The sequence below is a fragment of the Streptomyces odontotermitis genome, from assembly GCF_050510915.1.
GTDB lineage: Bacteria > Actinomycetota > Actinomycetes > Streptomycetales > Streptomycetaceae > Streptomyces.
This window is the reverse complement of the sequence record NZ_JBNJLS010000001.1, coordinates 441,142-457,003: the sequence shown is the minus strand read 5'-3', so window position 1 is coordinate 457,003 and position 15,862 is coordinate 441,142. Positions and strand designations below refer to the sequence as shown.

The 15,862-nt window shown below is 72.9% G+C and carries 15 protein-coding genes; 11 read left to right on the top strand and 4 right to left on the bottom strand.

Annotation, left to right across the window (positions count from 1 at the left end):
• Window positions 1-68: 68 nt before the first annotated feature.
• From ACQB60_RS02145 to ACQB60_RS02135, 3 genes are all read left to right on the top strand, one after another.
• Complete coding sequence (locus ACQB60_RS02145) at window positions 69-1,094, top strand: C40 family peptidase (RefSeq protein ID WP_384841889.1); 1,026 nt, start codon at window positions 69-71, stop codon at window positions 1,092-1,094.
• 249 nt (window positions 1,095-1,343) lie between these two features.
• Complete coding sequence (locus ACQB60_RS02140; protein ID WP_496924059.1) at window positions 1,344-2,384, top strand: C40 family peptidase; 1,041 nt, start codon at window positions 1,344-1,346, stop codon at window positions 2,382-2,384.
• A 47-nt stretch (window positions 2,385-2,431) separates the two neighbouring features.
• Entirely contained in the window at window positions 2,432-3,622 is a 1,191-nt protein-coding gene (locus ACQB60_RS02135; protein WP_496924058.1) for a hypothetical protein, read from the top strand.
• On the opposite strand, the gene ACQB60_RS02130 is transcribed toward ACQB60_RS02135, so the two are convergent.
• Window positions 3,579-4,883 (bottom strand): glycosyltransferase 87 family protein, encoded by a 1,305-nt coding sequence (locus ACQB60_RS02130; protein WP_496924057.1) that lies wholly within the window; start codon window positions 4,881-4,883, stop codon window positions 3,579-3,581. The two genes, ACQB60_RS02135 and ACQB60_RS02130, sit on opposite strands and share 44 nt — an antisense overlap.
• Window positions 4,884-5,011: 128 nt before the next feature.
• Between ACQB60_RS02130 and ACQB60_RS02125 the strand changes: the two genes are divergently transcribed.
• Window positions 5,012-6,154 carry a glycosyltransferase family 4 protein gene (locus ACQB60_RS02125; RefSeq protein ID WP_496924056.1) on the top strand — a complete coding sequence of 381 codons (1,143 nt, stop codon included), beginning with the start codon at window positions 5,012-5,014 and terminating at the stop codon, window positions 6,152-6,154.
• Between the two features lie 64 nt (window positions 6,155-6,218).
• Here the strand turns inward: ACQB60_RS02125 and ACQB60_RS02120 are convergent, their stop codons facing one another.
• On the bottom strand, window positions 6,219-8,015 hold the full coding sequence (locus ACQB60_RS02120) for an AMP-dependent synthetase/ligase (protein WP_496924055.1): 1,797 nt from the start codon (window positions 8,013-8,015) through the stop codon (window positions 6,219-6,221).
• A gap of 318 nt (window positions 8,016-8,333) precedes the next feature.
• Here ACQB60_RS02120 and ACQB60_RS02115 point away from each other — a divergent pair, with 318 nt between their 5' ends.
• From ACQB60_RS02115 to ACQB60_RS02090, 6 genes are all read left to right on the top strand, one after another.
• Window positions 8,334-9,104 carry a metallophosphoesterase family protein gene (locus ACQB60_RS02115; protein WP_496924054.1) on the top strand — a complete coding sequence of 257 codons (771 nt, stop codon included), beginning with the start codon at window positions 8,334-8,336 and terminating at the stop codon, window positions 9,102-9,104.
• 82 nt (window positions 9,105-9,186) lie between these two features.
• Window positions 9,187-9,627, top strand: a complete 441-nt coding sequence (locus tag ACQB60_RS02110; protein ID WP_496924053.1) for an SRPBCC family protein — start codon at window positions 9,187-9,189, stop codon at window positions 9,625-9,627.
• 49 nt (window positions 9,628-9,676) lie between these two features.
• Window positions 9,677-10,858, top strand: a complete 1,182-nt coding sequence (locus ACQB60_RS02105) for an ArsA family ATPase (protein WP_496924052.1) — start codon at window positions 9,677-9,679, stop codon at window positions 10,856-10,858.
• Between the two features lie 147 nt (window positions 10,859-11,005).
• Entirely contained in the window at window positions 11,006-11,536 is a 531-nt protein-coding gene (locus ACQB60_RS02100; RefSeq protein WP_496924051.1) for a DUF5304 domain-containing protein, read from the top strand.
• A 53-nt stretch (window positions 11,537-11,589) separates the two neighbouring features.
• Complete coding sequence (locus ACQB60_RS02095; protein WP_384841924.1) at window positions 11,590-12,543, top strand: ROK family glucokinase; 954 nt, start codon at window positions 11,590-11,592, stop codon at window positions 12,541-12,543.
• 76 nt (window positions 12,544-12,619) lie between these two features.
• Entirely contained in the window at window positions 12,620-13,411 is a 792-nt protein-coding gene (locus tag ACQB60_RS02090; protein ID WP_496924050.1) for an endonuclease/exonuclease/phosphatase family protein, read from the top strand.
• 46 nt (window positions 13,412-13,457) lie between these two features.
• Here ACQB60_RS02090 and ACQB60_RS02085 read toward each other — a convergent pair whose 3' ends face one another.
• The gene (locus ACQB60_RS02085) at window positions 13,458-14,111 is read right to left on the bottom strand and encodes a hypothetical protein (protein ID WP_496924049.1); all 654 of its coding nucleotides are present in this window, start codon (window positions 14,109-14,111) and stop codon (window positions 13,458-13,460) included.
• A complete protein-coding gene (locus ACQB60_RS02080; RefSeq protein ID WP_496924048.1) occupies window positions 14,104-14,895 on the bottom strand; it encodes an alpha/beta hydrolase in 792 nt (263 codons plus the stop codon). Before ACQB60_RS02080 ends, ACQB60_RS02085 begins: the two co-directional genes overlap by 8 nt.
• A 164-nt stretch (window positions 14,896-15,059) precedes the next feature.
• Here ACQB60_RS02080 and ACQB60_RS02075 point away from each other — a divergent pair, with 164 nt between their 5' ends.
• Entirely contained in the window at window positions 15,060-15,857 is a 798-nt protein-coding gene (locus ACQB60_RS02075) for a lysophospholipid acyltransferase family protein (protein WP_496924753.1), read from the top strand.
• The last annotated feature ends 5 nt before the right edge of the window (window positions 15,858-15,862 follow it).

The following is a 15,862-nucleotide window of genomic DNA, read 5'->3' as shown; positions in this document are numbered from 1 at the left end:
AGGGTGACGGCGGCGGTCCCGCCCGCCGCGTCCCCGGCAGGCGGCCGGAGGAAGAAGGAGCCGCCTTCGTGGCGTCCCACCGTCGACCCAAGCAGCCGAGCCGCGCACGCGTGACCGTGCTCACCGCGACCGCCGCCGCTGCCGTGGCCCTCACTTCGCAGGCCGCCCAGGCCGCCCCGAAGCCGAGCAAGGACGAGGTCAAGTCCAAGGTCGACAAGCTCTACGAAGAGGCCGAGAAGGCGACCGACAAGTACAACGGCGCCAAGGAGAAGCAGGACAAGCTCGAGAAGCAGGTCGACCGCCTCCAGGACAAGGTCGCCCGCGGCCAGGAGGACCTCAACGAGCTGCGCGGCGGCCTCGGTTCGCTGGCCAGCGCCCAGTACCGCTCCGGCGGCGTCGACCCCTCGGTCCAGCTCTTCCTCTCCTCCGACCCGGACGACTACCTCGACAAGGCGTCCACCCTGGACCAGTTGAGCAGCCAGCAGGTCGAGGCGCTCAAGAAGATCCAGGAGAAGCAGCGGACCCTCGCGCAGGAGCGCAAGGAGGCCGCGGACAAGCTCAAGGACCTCGCGGACACCCGCAAGGAGCTGGGCAACAAGAAGGCGGAGGTCCAGAAGAAGCTGGGCGCCGCCCAGAAGCTGCTCAACACCCTGACCGCCAAGGAGAAGCAGGCTCTCGCCGCCAAGGAGCAGCGCGCGAGCCGCGACGCCGGCGACCGCGTGGACCTCGGCAAGGAGGTCCCGGCCTCGCAGCGCGGCCAGGCTGCCCTCGCCGCCGCGGCCACCCAGATAGGCAAGCCCTACGTCTCCGGCGGCAGCGGCCCCAACTCGTACGACTGCTCCGGCCTCACGCAGTGGGCGTACAACCAGGCCGGCGTGCAGATAACCCGGACCACGTACACGCAGCAGAACGACGGCACCAAGATCGGCCGCGGCGAGCTCAAGCCCGGCGACCTGGTGTTCTTCAACAACCTCGCGCACGTGGGCTTCTACGCGGGCAACGGCCAGGTGCTGCACGCCCCGCACCCCGGCGCCTCGGTGCGCTACGAGTCGATGAGCTACCTGGGCACCTTCCAGTTCGGCGTGCGCATCTGACGCCGTACCCCCAGCCGGGCGTCAACTCCCTGGCGACACCGTCCGAACGGGCGAATTCCGGCACCTCTCGCTGACCCCGCGCCCCGTCGATGACCTGCGTCAGAGACGGGGCGCAGGGCTGTGTGCGTACGCCAGGGTCTTTGGCCGCTCCGTAGTCGCGCGGCTACTGTCGCGCGCATTCCCCCGACAAGCGGGGGGCGTTCCCCCGGTGCGCCGGGGGTTCGTCAGCGGAAGGGAGAGCGGCTTCCTGTGGGGTCCCATCGCCGTCCCGCAGCCTCCGGCCTGGACCGGAGCACGCGCGTCACCGTCATCTCGGCCGCGGCAGCCACCGCGGCCGCCGCTCTCAGCGCGGCCCCGGCGGGGGCAGCACCGCAGGACCGTCCGACCGACACCAGCGCCAAGGTCGACCGCCTCTTCGAGCAGGCCGAGAAGGCCACCGAGGCGTACAACAAGGCCGACGAGCGGGCCGACCGGCTGCGGGCCAAGGCCGCGCGCACCAAGGACAGCGTCGCGCGTGGCCAGGAGCGCATCAACATGATGCGCGGGGCGCTCGGTTCGCTCGCGGGCGCCCAGTACCGCTCGGGGGGCATCGACCCGGCGGTGGCCCTGATGCTCTCCTCGGACCCGGACGCCTACCTCGACCGGGCGGCCGCCCTCGACCGCATCAGCGCCCGGCAGCTCGGTGAACTCACCGAGCTGCAGCGGGCCCAGCGCGCCCTGGCGCAGCAGCGGGCGGAAGCCACCCGGGAACTGGCCGAGCTGGAGAAGAGCCGCAAGGCCGTGGCCCGGCACAAGCGGTCCGTCGAGCACAAGCTGGCGCAGGCGCGGCGGCTGCTCAACGCGATGCCGTCGCGGGCCCGCGCGGAGTACGACCGCAGTTCGCGCTCCGGGAGTTCCGGGCGCAGCAGCATGCCGGACCTGTCCGGCGCCGCCGCGCCGTCGTCCTCGCGCGCCGCGGCCGCCCTCGCCGCGGCCCGGCAGGCGGTGGGCCGGCCCTATGTGTGGGGCGCCAACGGGCCCTCGGGCTTCGACTGTTCGGGCCTGACCCAGTGGTCGTACGCGCAGGCGGGCGTCGGCCTTCCGCGCACCTCGCAGGAGCAGCGCTACGCCGGGCGGCAGGTGTCCCTGTCCGAGGCGGAGCCCGGCGACCTGGTGGCCTACCGGGACGACGCGAGCCACATCGGCATGTACGTGGGCAACGGCCAGGTCGTGCACGCGCCCTACCCGGGGGCGCCGGTGCGCTACGACCCGGTGGGCATGATGCCGGTGTCCTCGGTGACGCGGGTCTGAGCCGCTCGCGGGCGGGGCACGCGCGCGTGGGCCGTACGATCTGAAACGTGGCTGGTCGCAACCGGAGTGCGCGGGTGAGAGGCGGGTGGGCGGCGGCGCTGTGCCTCGCCCTCCTTGTCGGCTGCGGCGGCCCTGAGCGCCCCGACCCCGCCTCCGGAGAGGTGACGCGGCTCCTCGACCGGCGCGCGGCGGCGGTCCTGAAGCACGACGCCGGGGCGTACGCGGCGACCGGCGGCCCCGGCACCGCCCTCGCCAACCTCCGTGACATCCCGCTCGCTTCGTGGTCGTACCGCCTGACCGGGCTCGACCGCGACGGCGCGCATGCCACCGCGACCGCCGAACTGGCCTACCGGATCAAGGGATACGACAGCGCCCCGCTCAAGGCGCAGCGCACCCTGACCCTGGAGCGGCACGGGGAGCAGTGGTCCGTGGCCGCTGAGCGCCCCGCCGAGAAGGCGGCGGAGCAACTCTGGGACCAGGGGCGCGTCGACGTCGTACGGGGCGCGCACAGCCTCGTCCTGGGCGCCGCCGGCGGGGAGCGCCTGGAGGAGTTCGCGGACCGCGCCGACCGGGCCGTGCCCGCCGTGCGGGACGCGTGGCCGGGCACGTGGCCGCGGCGGGTCGTCATCCTCGTGCCGAAGACCCTCGACGGGATGGCGGGGCTGCTCGGCGCCCCGGCCTCCGGGTACCGGGGGATCGCGGCGGTCACCACGGGCGAGGCGGGCGGCGCGGCGAAGGCCCCCGCCGACCGGATCATCGTCAACCCCGAGGCGTACGGCGCCCTCGGTGATTTCGGCGAGCAGGTCGTGATCACCCACGAGACGACCCATGTCGCGACCCGCGCGCACACCTCGCCCGCGACCCCGCTCTGGCTCTCCGAGGGCTTCGCGGACTGGGTCGGCTACCGGGGCACGGGCTGGCGCGCGACACAGGCGGCGCCGGAGCTGCGCCGGGCCGTGGTGCGGGGGCAGCTGCCGGGGAAGCTGCCCGAGGACGAGGACTTCGGGTTCGCGGGCGACGCGGCGAAGCTGGCGCAGTCGTACGAGGGTGCCTGGCTGGCCTGCCGGATGATCGCGGACCGGTGGGGCGAGCGGAAGCTGACGGACTTCTACGAAGCGGTCGGTGACCACAAGAAGAGGGCGGGTGCCGTGGAGTCGGCGCTGCGGGACGTGCTCGGGACCACGCCGGAGGAGTTCACGGCGCGGTGGCGTACGTATCTGCGGACCGAGCTCGGCTGACCTCGTCCGCCGCCGACTGCCGCTCCCGCTCCCTGGGTTCGGTGACGGTCTGGCGCCACAGGGCGCGGCAGGCGGCGAGGGAGGCGGCCACCAGCAGGCTGTTGCGGACGAGGAGCAGGGTGATGCCGAGGGCGTCGCTCGCCACCACGTGCGAGAACCAGACCGGGAACTCCAGGAACGTGACGAAGGTGGCCACGAGGACCAGGCGTGCCGGGAGCAGCATCCGGCTGCTGCGGAAGGCCAGGCACACGGCCACGACCCCGATGAGCCACAGCAGGTACTGCGGGCTGATCACCCGGCTCGTCACCGTGAACAGGAGCACCGCGGTGAAGGCGGCGTCCGCGGCCGTGCTCGCCGACCAGGCGCGGGCCCGCAGGCGCCACAGCAGCAGCCATCCGAAGGCCGCCACGGTCAGCGCTTGGGCGAGGGCGCTCACCAACGGCACGTACGGGCCGAGGAATTCGACCGAGCCGTAGTTGAGCTGCACGCCGCCCCGCCAGCCGAGGTGGCGCGCGACGTGGAAGACGAGCGCTCCGAGCGACTCGACCTCGGTGCCCCGGTCGCGCTGGAACGTCAGGAAGGCGAGGGCCCCCGGCATCGCCACGGCGAAGGCCAGCGTGAGCGCGAGGGCGGTGGCCACGGCCGCGGTCCAGGAACGCCGGGTCGCCCCCGCGCGCGGGGTACCGACCAGGAGCAGCACCGGCCACACCTTGAGCAGCGCCCCGAACCCGGCCAGCGCCCCCATCAGGCGCGGGCGGCGCGCCCCGGCGAGCAGCGCGGCGACCGCGACGGCCGTCACCATCAGGTCGTAGCGGGCGTACACGATGGGCCCCAGCAGGGCCACGCCCGCCGCCCAGACCCAGGCGCCCCGGGGGGACCTGCCGGGGCGGCGGCCCGCGTACCAGAGCAGCGCGGCCACGAGGGCGTCGGCGAGGAAGGCGAGGACGAAGAACGCCTGCGCGTAGCCGAGGACGGGCAGCAGGGCGGGGGAGAGGACCGCGAGGGCGGCGGCGGGCGGGTACTGCCAGGTGACGTCGTCGAGCGGGAAGGTGCCGGTGCGCAGGACCTCGTACCAGCCCTGGTAGATGACCGAGACGTCGCTGGTCACGTCGGGGCCGGGGGCGGTGATGACGTGGAAGACGCAGAGCAGGAGGACGGTCCGGGTCAGGGACCAGAGGGCCAGGAAGCGGGCCCAGGGCGGCAGTTGGCGTGCCGTGGCGAGGGCGGTACGGCCGGTCCTTGTCCCCTGTGCGTCCGCCATGCGCTCCCTGCCCCTTAAGTGACGTTTCGGTGTGATTCGGGCAGCCATGATGCCGGGCGGAGGGGGGTGGGGCCACGAGGCTGGCCGGACGGGGCGCGGGGCGCGGCGGCCCGGTACTGTCGGCGGCGATGCACAAGACCCTGATCGTCACGAACGACTTCCCGCCCAGGCCCGGTGGCATCCAGGCGTTCCTGCACAACATGGCGCTGCGCCTGGATCCCGAGCAGCTCGTCGTCTACGCCTCCACCTGGAAGCGCGGCCGCGAGGGCGCCGAGGCCACCGCCGCCTTCGACGCCGAGCAGCCCTTCAGGGTGGTCCGCGACCGCACGACGATGCTGCTGCCCACGCCGCGCGTGACCCGGCGCGCGGTCTCGCTGCTGCGCGAACACGGCTGTACGTCGGTGTGGTTCGGGGCCGCCGCCCCGCTCGGCCTGATGGCGCCCGCGCTGCGCAAGGCGGGCGCGCGGCGCCTGGTGGCGACGACGCACGGGCACGAGGCGGGGTGGGCGCAGCTGCCCGCCGCGCGCGGGCTGCTGCGGCGGATCGGGGAGTCGACGGACACGATCACCTATCTCGGTGAGTACACGCGCTCCCGGATCGCCTCCGCGCTGACCGACGCCGCGGCCACGCGGATGGTCCAACTGCCGCCCGGCGTCGACGAGAAGACCTTCCACCCGGGGTCGGGCGGCGACGCGGTGCGGGCGCGGCTCGGGCTGAGCGACCGGCCGGTGGTCGTGTGCGTCTCACGGCTCGTCCGCCGCAAGGGGCAGGACACCCTGATCCTCGCGATGCCGCGCATCCTGGCGGCGGTGCCGGACGCGGTGCTGCTGATCGTGGGCGGCGGCCCCTACGAGGACGAGCTGCGCAAGCTGGCCGCTCAGACGGGGGTGGCGGACTCGGTCCGCTTCACCGGGGCGGTGCCGTGGGCGGAGCTGCCCGCGCACTACGGGGCGGGCGACGTGTTCGCGATGCCGTGCCGCACGCGGCGCGGGGGCCTCGACGTGGAGGGGCTCGGGATCGTGTACCTGGAGGCTTCGGCCACGGGGTTGCCGGTGGTGGCGGGGGACTCCGGGGGTGCGCCGGACGCCGTGCTCGACGGGGAGACGGGGTGGGTGGTCCGGGGCGGGGTGCCGGAGGAGGCCGCCGACCGGATCGTCGCGCTTCTCGGTGATGCCGAGCTGCGGCGGCGGATGGGGGAGCGGGGACGGGAGTGGGTCGAGGAGAAGTGGCGCTGGGACTTGCTGGCCGAGCGGTTGCGGGGGTTGCTCTAGGCGAGGGGCGCGGCATGCGCGTGCGGGGCTCCCGTGGGAGCCCCTCCGGTGCACTGCGGCGGCGTCAGCCTCGGTACAGCGCCTCGATCTCGTCCGCGTAGTCCTTCGCGACCACGTTGCGCTTCAGCTTCAGGGACGGGGTCAAGTGGCCCGACTCCTCCGTGAACTGGGAGGAGAGGACGCGGAACTTGCGGACCGACTCCGCCTTGGAGACCGCCGCGTTGCCGTCGTCCACCGCCGCCTGGATCGCCGCGATGAGCTCCGCGTCGTCGCGCAGCGAGGACGCCGTGGAGCCCGCGGGCTTGCCGTGCTCCTCGGCCCAGCGGCCCAGGAACTCGTCGTCGACCGTGACCAGCGCGCCCACGAAGGGGCGGCCGTCGCCGACGACCATGCACTCGGCGACGAGGGCGTGCGCGCGGATGCGGTCCTCGATGACAGCGGGGGCGACGTTCTTGCCGCCCGCCGTCACGATGATCTCCTTCTTGCGGCCGGTGATGCGCAGATAGCCGTCCTCGTCGAGGGTGCCGATGTCGCCGGTGTGGAACCAGCCGTCGGCCAGGGCCTCTTCGGTCGCGCCCTCGTTGTTCCAGTACTCCTTGAACAGGTGCTCGCCGTGCAGCAGGACCTCGCCGTCGTCGGCGATGCGCACCACGGAGCCGGGCAGCGGCTGGCCCACCGTGCCGACCTTCGTGCGGTCCCAGGGGTTGAAGGCCGTGGCCGCGCAGGACTCGGTGAGGCCGTAGCCCTCCAGGACCGTGAAGCCGATGCCGCGGAAGAAGTGGCCGAGGCGCTCGCCGAGCGGGGCGCCGCCGGAGATCGCGTACTCGCCGCGGCCGCCGAGGACCGCGCGCAGCTTGCTGAAGACCAGCTTGTCGAAGACCTTGTGCTTGACGCGGAGGCCGACGGACGGGCCCGCCGGGGTGTCCAGGGCGCGGCTGTACGCGATCGCGGTGTCCGCCGCCTTGTCGAAGATCTTGCCCTTGCCGTCGGCCTGCGCCTTGGCGCGCGCCGCGTTGTAGACCTTCTCGAAGACGCGCGGGACACCGAGGATCATCGTCGGCCGGAAGGAGGCCAGTTCGTCCGTGAGGTGCTTGATGTCGGGCGCGTGGCCCAGCTTGATGGGCGCCATCAGCGCCGCCACCTCGACAAGGCGGCCGAAGACATGGGCGACCGGGAGGAAGAGGAGGACCGAGCACTCGCCCGTACGGAACAGGGGTTTGAGGCGCTCCACCACATTGCCGCACTCCGCGAAGAAGGCGCGGTGCGTGAGCACACAGCCCTTGGGGCGGCCCGTGGTGCCCGAGGTGTAGACGATGGTCGCCGGGTCGTCGGCGCCCGCGATGGCGCTGCGCTCGTCGACGGTCGCGTCCGGGACGTCCGCGCCCGTGCGGTTCAGCTCCTCGACGCCGCCGCGCTCGATCTCCCACACGTGCGCGAGCGCGGGCAGGCGGTCGCGCACCGACTCGACGGCGGCCGCGTGCGCCTCGGACTCCACGACGATGGCCACGGCGCCGGAGTCGCCCAGGATCCACTGGATCTGCTCGGCCGAACTCGTCTCGTACACCGGCACGGTGACCGCGCCCGCGCTCCAGATCGCGAAGTCGATCAGCGTCCACTCGTAGCGCGTGCGCGACATCAGGCCGACGCGGTCGCCCGGCCGCACCCCCGCGGCGATGAGGCCCTTGGCGGCGGCGCGCACCTCGGCGAGGAAGGCGGTGGCGGTGACGTCCTGCCAGGTGCCGTTCACCTTCCGGCCGATGACAGCGACATCCGGGTGCTGCGCGGCATTTCTGCGGACGATGTCGGTCAGATTGCCGTCCGCGGGGACCTCGTACAGGGCCGGAAGGCTGAACTCGCGCAAGACTGCTGCTCCTACATAGGGCGCCGGCGCCACGACGTTGTGCGATGCGACGGTGCGGTCCAAGATCGGGCAGGTGCTCAGGTGAGGGGGGCTTGAGCACTACTGGACTGCCCGGACGTTACCCATCGGTACGGGCTCTTCGATAGGGGGGCAGGGCCAGATGTTCAATGCGTCACACGTCGTTGTGGTCTGAATCGCACAGTACGCCACGCTCTTCCCGACTCGGAAGTAACCGCAGGTCCGGCGCTCTCGACCGGGTTCAAGGGCACTTTCGGGCGCCCCTTCCACGGTGTCGCGCGCCGACTTAGGGTGATCGGCATGCCAGGTTTCCGGGTTCATGTGGTCAGCGACGTGCACGGCAACGCCAAGGACCTCGCCCGCGCGGGCGACGGCGCCGACGCCCTGGTCTGCCTGGGAGACCTCGTCCTCTTCCTCGACTACGCGGACCACACGCGCGGCATCTTCCCGGACCTCTTCGGCAAGGAGAACGCCGACCGCCTCGTCGAGCTGCGCACCGCCCGCCGCTTCGACGAGGCACGGGAGTTCGGCGCCCGGCTCTGGGCGGGCATCGACCGCGCCCCGGCCATCGAGCGGGCGGTGCGCGGCCAGTACGCCGAGATGTTCGCGGCCTTCCCGGCCCCGACGTACGCGACGTACGGCAACGTCGACGTCCCGCACCTGTGGAAGGAGTACGCGGCCCCGGGCACCACCGTCCTCGACGGGGAGCGGACCGAGATCGGCGGCCGGGTCTTCGGCTTCGTCGGCGGCGGACTGCGCACCCCCATGCGCACGCCCTACGAGATCAGCGACGAGGAGTACGCCGCCAAGATCGAGGCCATCGGCGAGGTCGACGTGCTGTGCACCCACATACCGCCGGACGTCCCCGAGCTCCTCTACGACACCGTCGCGCGCCGCTTCGAGCGGGGCAGCCGGGCGCTGCTCGACGCCCTCCGCAGGACCCGCCCCCGGTACGCGCTTTTCGGCCACGTCCACCAGCCCCTTGTGCGGCGCATGCGGATCGGGGCGACGGAGTGTGTGAACGTCGGTCATTTCGCGGGCTCGGGCAGGCCCTGGGCCCTGGAGTGGTGACGGCCCGCGCACCCATGCGCGGTAGCCTTCACGCTGCACACACAGCACCGCGTACCGGACCGCATCTGGAGGAGCCACGGCGATGGCGGAACACACCAGCTCGAGCATCACGATCGAGGCGGCACCGGCCGAGGTCATGGAAGTGATCTCCGACTTCGCGCGCTATCCGGACTGGACGGGCGAGGTGAAGCAGGCGGAGGTCCTGGACACCGACGACCGGGGCCGCGCACAGCAGGTCCGCCTCGTCATGGACGCGGGCGCGATCAAGGACGACCAGACCCTCGGCTACACCTGGACCGGGGACAACGAGGTCAGCTGGACCCTCGTCAAGTCCCAGATGCTGCGCTCCCTCGACGGGTCGTACCTCCTGAAGCCGGTGGGCTCGGGCACCGAGGTCACGTACTCGCTGACCGTCGACGTGAAGATCCCGATGCTCGGGATGATCAAGCGCAAGGCGGAGAAGGTCATCATCGACCGGGCGCTCGCGGGCCTGAAGAAGCGGGTGGAGAACCCCAAGGGCTGAGGCGCACCGCCCCGCGCGGGAGCCCGGCTCTCACGTACCGTTCAGCACCATGCGCACCCTTCTCGTCACCGGCCCCGGCGGCTCCGGGCGGACCACGGTCGCCGCGGCCGCCGCCCTCGCCGCCGCGCGCGGCGGATCCCGGACCCTGGTCCTGTCCGCCGACCGCACCGACACCCTCGGCGCCGTGCTCGGCGTGCCCGTCGGCGCGGCGGTGACCGAGGTGCAGCAGGGGCTCGCAGCGGTGCGCACGGCGCCCGACGAGACGTTCCGCGACGACCTGCTCGCCCTGCAGCGGCGGGCCGGCTCCGCCCTCGACCTGCTCGGCGCCGACCGGCTCGCCGACGACGAGCTCACGCCGCTGCCGGGCAGCGAGGAACTGGCCCTGCTGCGCGCCCTGCGCGACGCCGCGGAGGGCGCCCACGGGACGTACGACACCGTCGTCGTCGACCTGCCGCCGACCCCGCGCGCCCTCGCCGTGCTCGCCCTGCCCGAGCAGCTGCGCCGCTATCTGCGCCGCCTCCTGCCGCCCGAGCGCCAGGCCGCCCGCGCCCTGCGCCCCATGCTCGGCCGCCTCGCCGGGGTCCCGATGCCCGCCGCCTGGCTGTACGAGACCGCGGAGCGCTGGGGCGGTGAACTGGCCGCCGTCCAGGGCGTGATCGAGAGCCCGGACACGACGGTGCGCCTGGTCGCCGAGCCCTCGCCCGCCGGCAGCGACGCCGTCCGCATCGCCCGCGCCGGACTCGCCCTGCACGCCCTGCGCACCGACCCGCTCACCGCCAACCGGCTGCTCCCCGACGCCCCGTCCGACCCCTGGCTCGCCGGGCTCGGCGCGCAGCAGCAGAAGGCCCTCGGGGAGTGGGAGCAGGAGTACGGGCGGGCGGAGCGGGTCCGCCACCTGGGCCGGGACCCGCGCGGCACCGACGACCTGACCGCCCTCGGGGTGGCGGCGCCCGGACCCGCCCCGGCCGCGACCGAGTGGCCCGTCGTCCAGGGCGAGCCGGGGAGCGAGGCCCCGTACGTGTGGCACATACCGCTGCCGGGTGCCGTCCGCGAGGAGCTCGGCCTGATCCGGCGCGGCGACGAACTCGTCGTCACCGTCGGCCCGCTGCGCCGGATCGTTCCGCTGCCGTCCGCGCTGCGCCGCTGCACCGTCGCCGGGGCCGGGCTGCGCGAGGGGGAGCTTCGGGTGCGGTTCGTGCCGGACCCCGCCCTGTGGCCGCGTACTCCTTGAACGTCGCTGGACGCCGCCGAACGTCGCTGAACGCCGCGCACCCCGTGAACGCCGTACCGCCGTTCGGGTAACGTCGTGAGTACGCGAGCGAGCGTACGAACCAGCGAGCGTACGAACCAGTTGGCCTTCCGCAGGAGTCAGTCCGTCATGAGCGATGCCAGCGACGCCACCGGCCGCGACCGCGAGGCGCCCGAGGCGCCCCGGGCCACCGACGCCGACGCCTGGGAGAAGGCGTGCGCGGAGGACCTCGCCGCGGAGCGGGCCCGCCGCCGTGCCCAGCACGGTCCGCCGCCCGGCTCCGCCGCCGAGGAGCTGCGCAAGCTCGTCGACGCGGTCGCCGACAAGGTCTCCGGGCTGCAGGCCCCGCTGTTCGGCGCGGTCGCGCAGGGCGCCGTCGAGCAGACCGTCAAGCAGGTGGTCAAGCAGGCGAAGGCCGCCGTCGAGCCCGTCATCGAGCGCAACCCCGACGTCTTCGACCACCTCGCGGCGGCCGGGTCCGAGCTGCTCGCCGCCTACCGCTCGGCGGTGGAGAAGCAGGAGGGCCGCTGGACCCGTCCGTCCGATGCCCCCGCCACCCCCCGCGACGCCCACGGCCCCGACGGCCGGCGGGCCCCCGGCGGCCCCGCCGACCGGCGTGACGAAGGGCCCGGAGCAGGCGAACACATCGACCTGGACTGACGACCCCTCGGGTACGGTGGGCCATAGCGGGGCTCGATCGAACTGAGGGATTCATGGGACTCACCATCGGCGTCGACATCGGCGGCACGAAGATCGCGGCCGGAGTGGTCGACGAGGACGGCAACATCCTCTCGACCTTCAAGGTGCCGACCCCTGGCACGTCCGAGGCCATCACGGACGCCATCGCCTCGGCGGTGGAAGGCGCACGCGCCGGACACGAGATCGTCGGCGTCGGCATCGGTGCCGCCGGCTACGTCAACCGGCAGCGCTCCACGGTCTACTTCGCGCCCAACGTCGACTGGCGCCAGGAGCCGCTGAAGGAAGAGGTCGAGAAGCGCGTCAGCCTCCCGGTCGTCGTCGAGAACGACGCGAACGCGGCCGCGTGGGGCGAGTACAAGTTCGGCGGCGGCAAGGGCCACCGCAACGTCATCTGCATCACCCTCGGCACCGGCCTCGGCGGCGGCATCATCATCGGCAACAAGCTGCGCCGCGGTCACTTCGGCGTGGCCGCCGAGTTCGGCCACATCCGGATGGTGCCGGACGGCCTGCTGTGCGGCTGCGGCAGCCAGGGCTGCTGGGAGCAGTACGCCTCCGGCAGCGCCCTCGTGCGCTACGCCCGCCAGCGCGCCAACGCCACCCCCGAGCACGCCGAGTACCTGCTCTCGCTGGGCGACGGCACCCCCGAGGGCATCGAGGGCAAGCACATCTCCATGGCCGCCCGGCAGGGCGACGCCGTGGCGGTCGACTCCTACCGCGAACTGGCCCGCTGGGCCGGTGCGGGCCTCGCCGACCTGGCCTCCCTCTTCGACCCGTCCGCGTTCATCGTCGGCGGCGGCCTCTCGGACGAGGGCGAGCTGGTCCTCGACCCGATCCGCAAGTCCTTCAAGCGCTGGCTCGTCGGCGGCAACTGGCGGCCCCAGGCCGAGGTCATCGCCGCCCAGCTGGGCAACAAGGCGGGCCTCGTCGGCGCCGCCGACCTGGCGCGGGAGCCCGACCCGGTGATGTGAGCCCCGACCCCGCCCGTTCGACAGGGCCCGCCGTGCCCCGTGAGGGAACGGCGGGCCCTGTCGTATCTTGATCGCCATGTCTGTGGAGACGTCTGTGGAGCAACTGCCCAACTCCCGCACCGAACCGGATGGTTCAGCCGTCGTCCGGGTGCTCAGCTACAACATCCGCTCGATGCGCGACGACGAGGCCGCCCTCGCCCGCGTCATCGCCGCCTGCGCCCCCGACCTGGTCCTGATCCAGGAGGCGCCGCGCTTCTTCCGCTGGCGCAAGAAGCTGGCCCGGCTCGCGGCCGCCTCCGGCCAGGTGATCCTCTCCGGCGGCGGCACGGCGTCGGGGCCCGCGCTGCTGTGCTCGCTGCGGGCCACCGTGGAGCGCACCGAGGACGTGCTCCTGCCCCTCACGCCCGGACTGCACCGGCGCGGCTTCGCCACCGCGGTCGTACGGTTCGGGAGTGCCCGTCTCGGCGTCCTCAGCTGCCACTTGAGCCTGCAGACCGACGAGCGGTACGACCAGGGCGGCATGCTCCTCGACCGGCTCGCCGGGATGGGCGTGGACCACGCGGTGGCGGGCGGCGACCTCAACGACCGCCCCGACGGCCGCACGTTCCGCAGGCTCGCGGGCAGCCTCCAGGACTGCTGGGCCACCAAGCCGTGGGGCGGCGAGTACACCTCCACCCCCGCCGACCCGCACCAGCGCATCGACGCCCTCTTCGCGACCTCGGGGGTCGAAGTCCTGGGCTGCGGCGTGCCGTTGGAGCTCTCCGGGGTGAGCGACGGGGATCTGAGGGCGGCTACGGATCATTTGCCGGTGCTTGCCGCGCTGCGGGTTCCCGCCGGGCCGGAGCACCGGCGGGACGTGCGGAGCTAGCACAGGGAGAGGGCCGACGGAGGGCGAGGACCAGTGCGGGCGAGGGTCAGACGACCGCCCCGCGCCCCGGGTCGTCGTCCTCCTCGTCGTCCCCCTTCATCCGGATCACCAGCGTGGCGAAGCCGCCGAGGAAGCCGCCGATGCCGAGGGTGGTCAGCCACCACGTCATGTCCCAGCCGAGGAGCACGGCCAGGAGGATCAGGACGGGGCCGCCGATGACCGCGAGCCAGGCGAACTTGGCGGTGACGTCGGCCTCGGGCAGGGGCGGGTCCGGGGGGACGAAGTGGCCCTCGTCGTCCGCGTCGAAGTCGTCCTCGGTGGGCTCGGGGGCGGTGTAGTCGCGGGGGCCGCCGACGCCGGGGGCGAAGGAGACGGAGCTGCCCAGGGGGCCGCCCTGGCCGGGGGAGTCCTTGGAGTCCTTGGAGTCCTTGGAGTCCTTGCCGTTCTTCGGTCCCTTGGTCTCTGCCTCGTCCTTGTCCCCGTCGTTCGTCTCCGGCTCCAGGAGCGCCAGGTCCTCGACGGACTTGAAGGGCTTGGCGCCGGGCGGGTCCGCGGGCTCCTCGCCGTACCCGGCGACGATGGCCTGCCAGGCCGCCTCCTCGTCCAGGGGCGTGCCCTCCCCGGGGTACTTCTCCACGGGCGCTCCGCCGTCGTCCGGCTCGCGGCTCTCGTCGCGGTCCGCGCCGTGCTGCTCAGCCACCTGTGGCCGTCCCCTCTTTGGTCGTGCCCTCGTCGAGACTCGGGGCGAGCCGGGTGAGGAAGGCGTGGCTCTCCTCGTGGATCCGGTCCGCGTCGTGGTCCAACGTCGCGACGTGGTAGCTCTGTTCCAGGAGGATCTCCGTGACGTCCGTGGAGGAGACCCGGCTGAGGATGCGGGCCGCGTCGGCGGGCTTGACCACGTGGTCCTGCGGGCTGTGCAGGAGCAGCAACGGCTGGGTGACCTGGGGCAGTTCGGCGTCTACCACGCCGCACAGCCGGCGCATCGAGTCGGCCGCGTGCAGCGGGACGCGGTCGTAGCTGATCTCCTTGCTGTCCTCCTTGGCGATGTCGCTCCCGATGCCCTTCGTCGAGCGGATCAGGTGGCGGGCCAGCGGGAGCGTGGCGGCGGCCAGGCCGTGCAGCTTGTTCAGGGGGTTGACCAGGACGAGGCCGCTGATCGCCTCCCCGTGCTTCGCCGCGAGGCGCAGGGAGAGCGCGCCGCCCATGGAGAGACCGAAGACGAAGACCTGCGAACACCGCTCCCGGAGCTCGGCGAGGGCGCGGTCCACCTCCGCGTACCAGTCCTGCCAGCCGGTGATGTTCATGTCCTCCCAGCGCGTGCCGTGGCCCGGCAGCAGGGGCAGGGAGACCGTGAGGCCGCGCTCGGCCAGGTACTCGGCCCAGGGGCGGAGCGAGTGCGGGGAACCGGTGAAGCCGTGACAGAGGAGGACGCCGACCTCTCCGCCCTCGTGGCGGTACGGCTCGGCTCCGGCGAGGACCGGCACCTTCGGTCTCCTTCGTGAGATGAAGCGGGGAGGGGTACTTCACCGTACGCGACCGGACCGACACCGACCAGGGCCGTCGGCGAGCTCCCGCAGGGAGGGACGTGCCCGTACGGGTTAAGGTCTGATCCACAGACACAGGAGGAAGTCGGTTGATCTACGGCGCAATGAAGGTGGCCATCGGAGGGCCTCTGAAGCTCGGCTTCAGGCCCTGGGTGGAGGGCCTCGAGAACATTCCCGCCGAGGGTCCCGCCATCCTGGCCAGCAACCACCTGTCCTTCTCCGACTCGTTCTTCCTGCCCGCGGTGCTCGACCGCAAGGTCACCTTCATCGCGAAGGCCGAGTACTTCACCACGCCCGGCGTGAAGGGCAAGCTGACGGCGGCCTTCTTCAAGGGCGTCGGCCAGCTCCCCGTGGACCGCTCCGGCTCGCGCGGCGCGGGGGAGGCGGCGATCAAGAGCGGCATCGAGGTCCTGGAGCGCGGCGAGCTCTTCGGCATCTACCCGGAGGGGACGCGCTCGCCCGACGGGCGGCTCTACCGGGGCAAGCCCGGCGGCCTCGCGCGCGTGGCGCTCGCGACGGGCGCGCCGGTGCTCCCCGTCGCGATGATCGACACCGAGAAGATCCAGCCGCCCGGCAAGGTCATGCCGAAGCTGATGCGGCCCGGCATCCGCATCGGCAAGCCGCTCGACTTCACCCGCTACCAAGGTATGGAGCACGACCGGTTCGTGCTGCGGGCGGTGACCGACGAGGTCATGTACGAAATCATGAAGCTCTCCGGCCAGGAGTACGTCGACATGTACGCGACCGCCGCCAAGCGGCAGATCGCGGACGCGGCCAAGGCGGAGAAGGCCGCCAAGGAAGCCGAGAAGGCGGCAGAGAAAGAGGCCGAGAAGGCGGCGGAGAAGGCGGCGGAGAAAGCGGTGGCAGAGAAGCAGGCCGGGGAGAAAGACGCCGCCAAGTAAGGACG

Coding starts and splice junctions, on each gene's coding strand:
- ACQB60_RS02075 (WP_496924753.1), top strand. CDS start 15,060: ATGAAGGTGGCCATCGGAGGGCCTCTGAAGCTCGGCTTCAGGCCCTGG.
- ACQB60_RS02095 (WP_384841924.1), top strand. CDS start 11,590: ATGGGACTCACCATCGGCGTCGACATCGGCGGCACGAAGATCGCGGCC.
- ACQB60_RS02100 (WP_496924051.1), top strand. CDS start 11,006: ATGAGCGATGCCAGCGACGCCACCGGCCGCGACCGCGAGGCGCCCGAG.
- ACQB60_RS02130 (WP_496924057.1), bottom strand. CDS start 4,883: ATGGCGGACGCACAGGGGACAAGGACCGGCCGTACCGCCCTCGCCACG.
- ACQB60_RS02110 (WP_496924053.1), top strand. CDS start 9,187: ATGGCGGAACACACCAGCTCGAGCATCACGATCGAGGCGGCACCGGCC.
- ACQB60_RS02125 (WP_496924056.1), top strand. CDS start 5,012: ATGCACAAGACCCTGATCGTCACGAACGACTTCCCGCCCAGGCCCGGT.
- ACQB60_RS02105 (WP_496924052.1), top strand. CDS start 9,677: ATGCGCACCCTTCTCGTCACCGGCCCCGGCGGCTCCGGGCGGACCACG.
- ACQB60_RS02090 (WP_496924050.1), top strand. CDS start 12,620: ATGTCTGTGGAGACGTCTGTGGAGCAACTGCCCAACTCCCGCACCGAA.
- ACQB60_RS02115 (WP_496924054.1), top strand. CDS start 8,334: ATGCCAGGTTTCCGGGTTCATGTGGTCAGCGACGTGCACGGCAACGCC.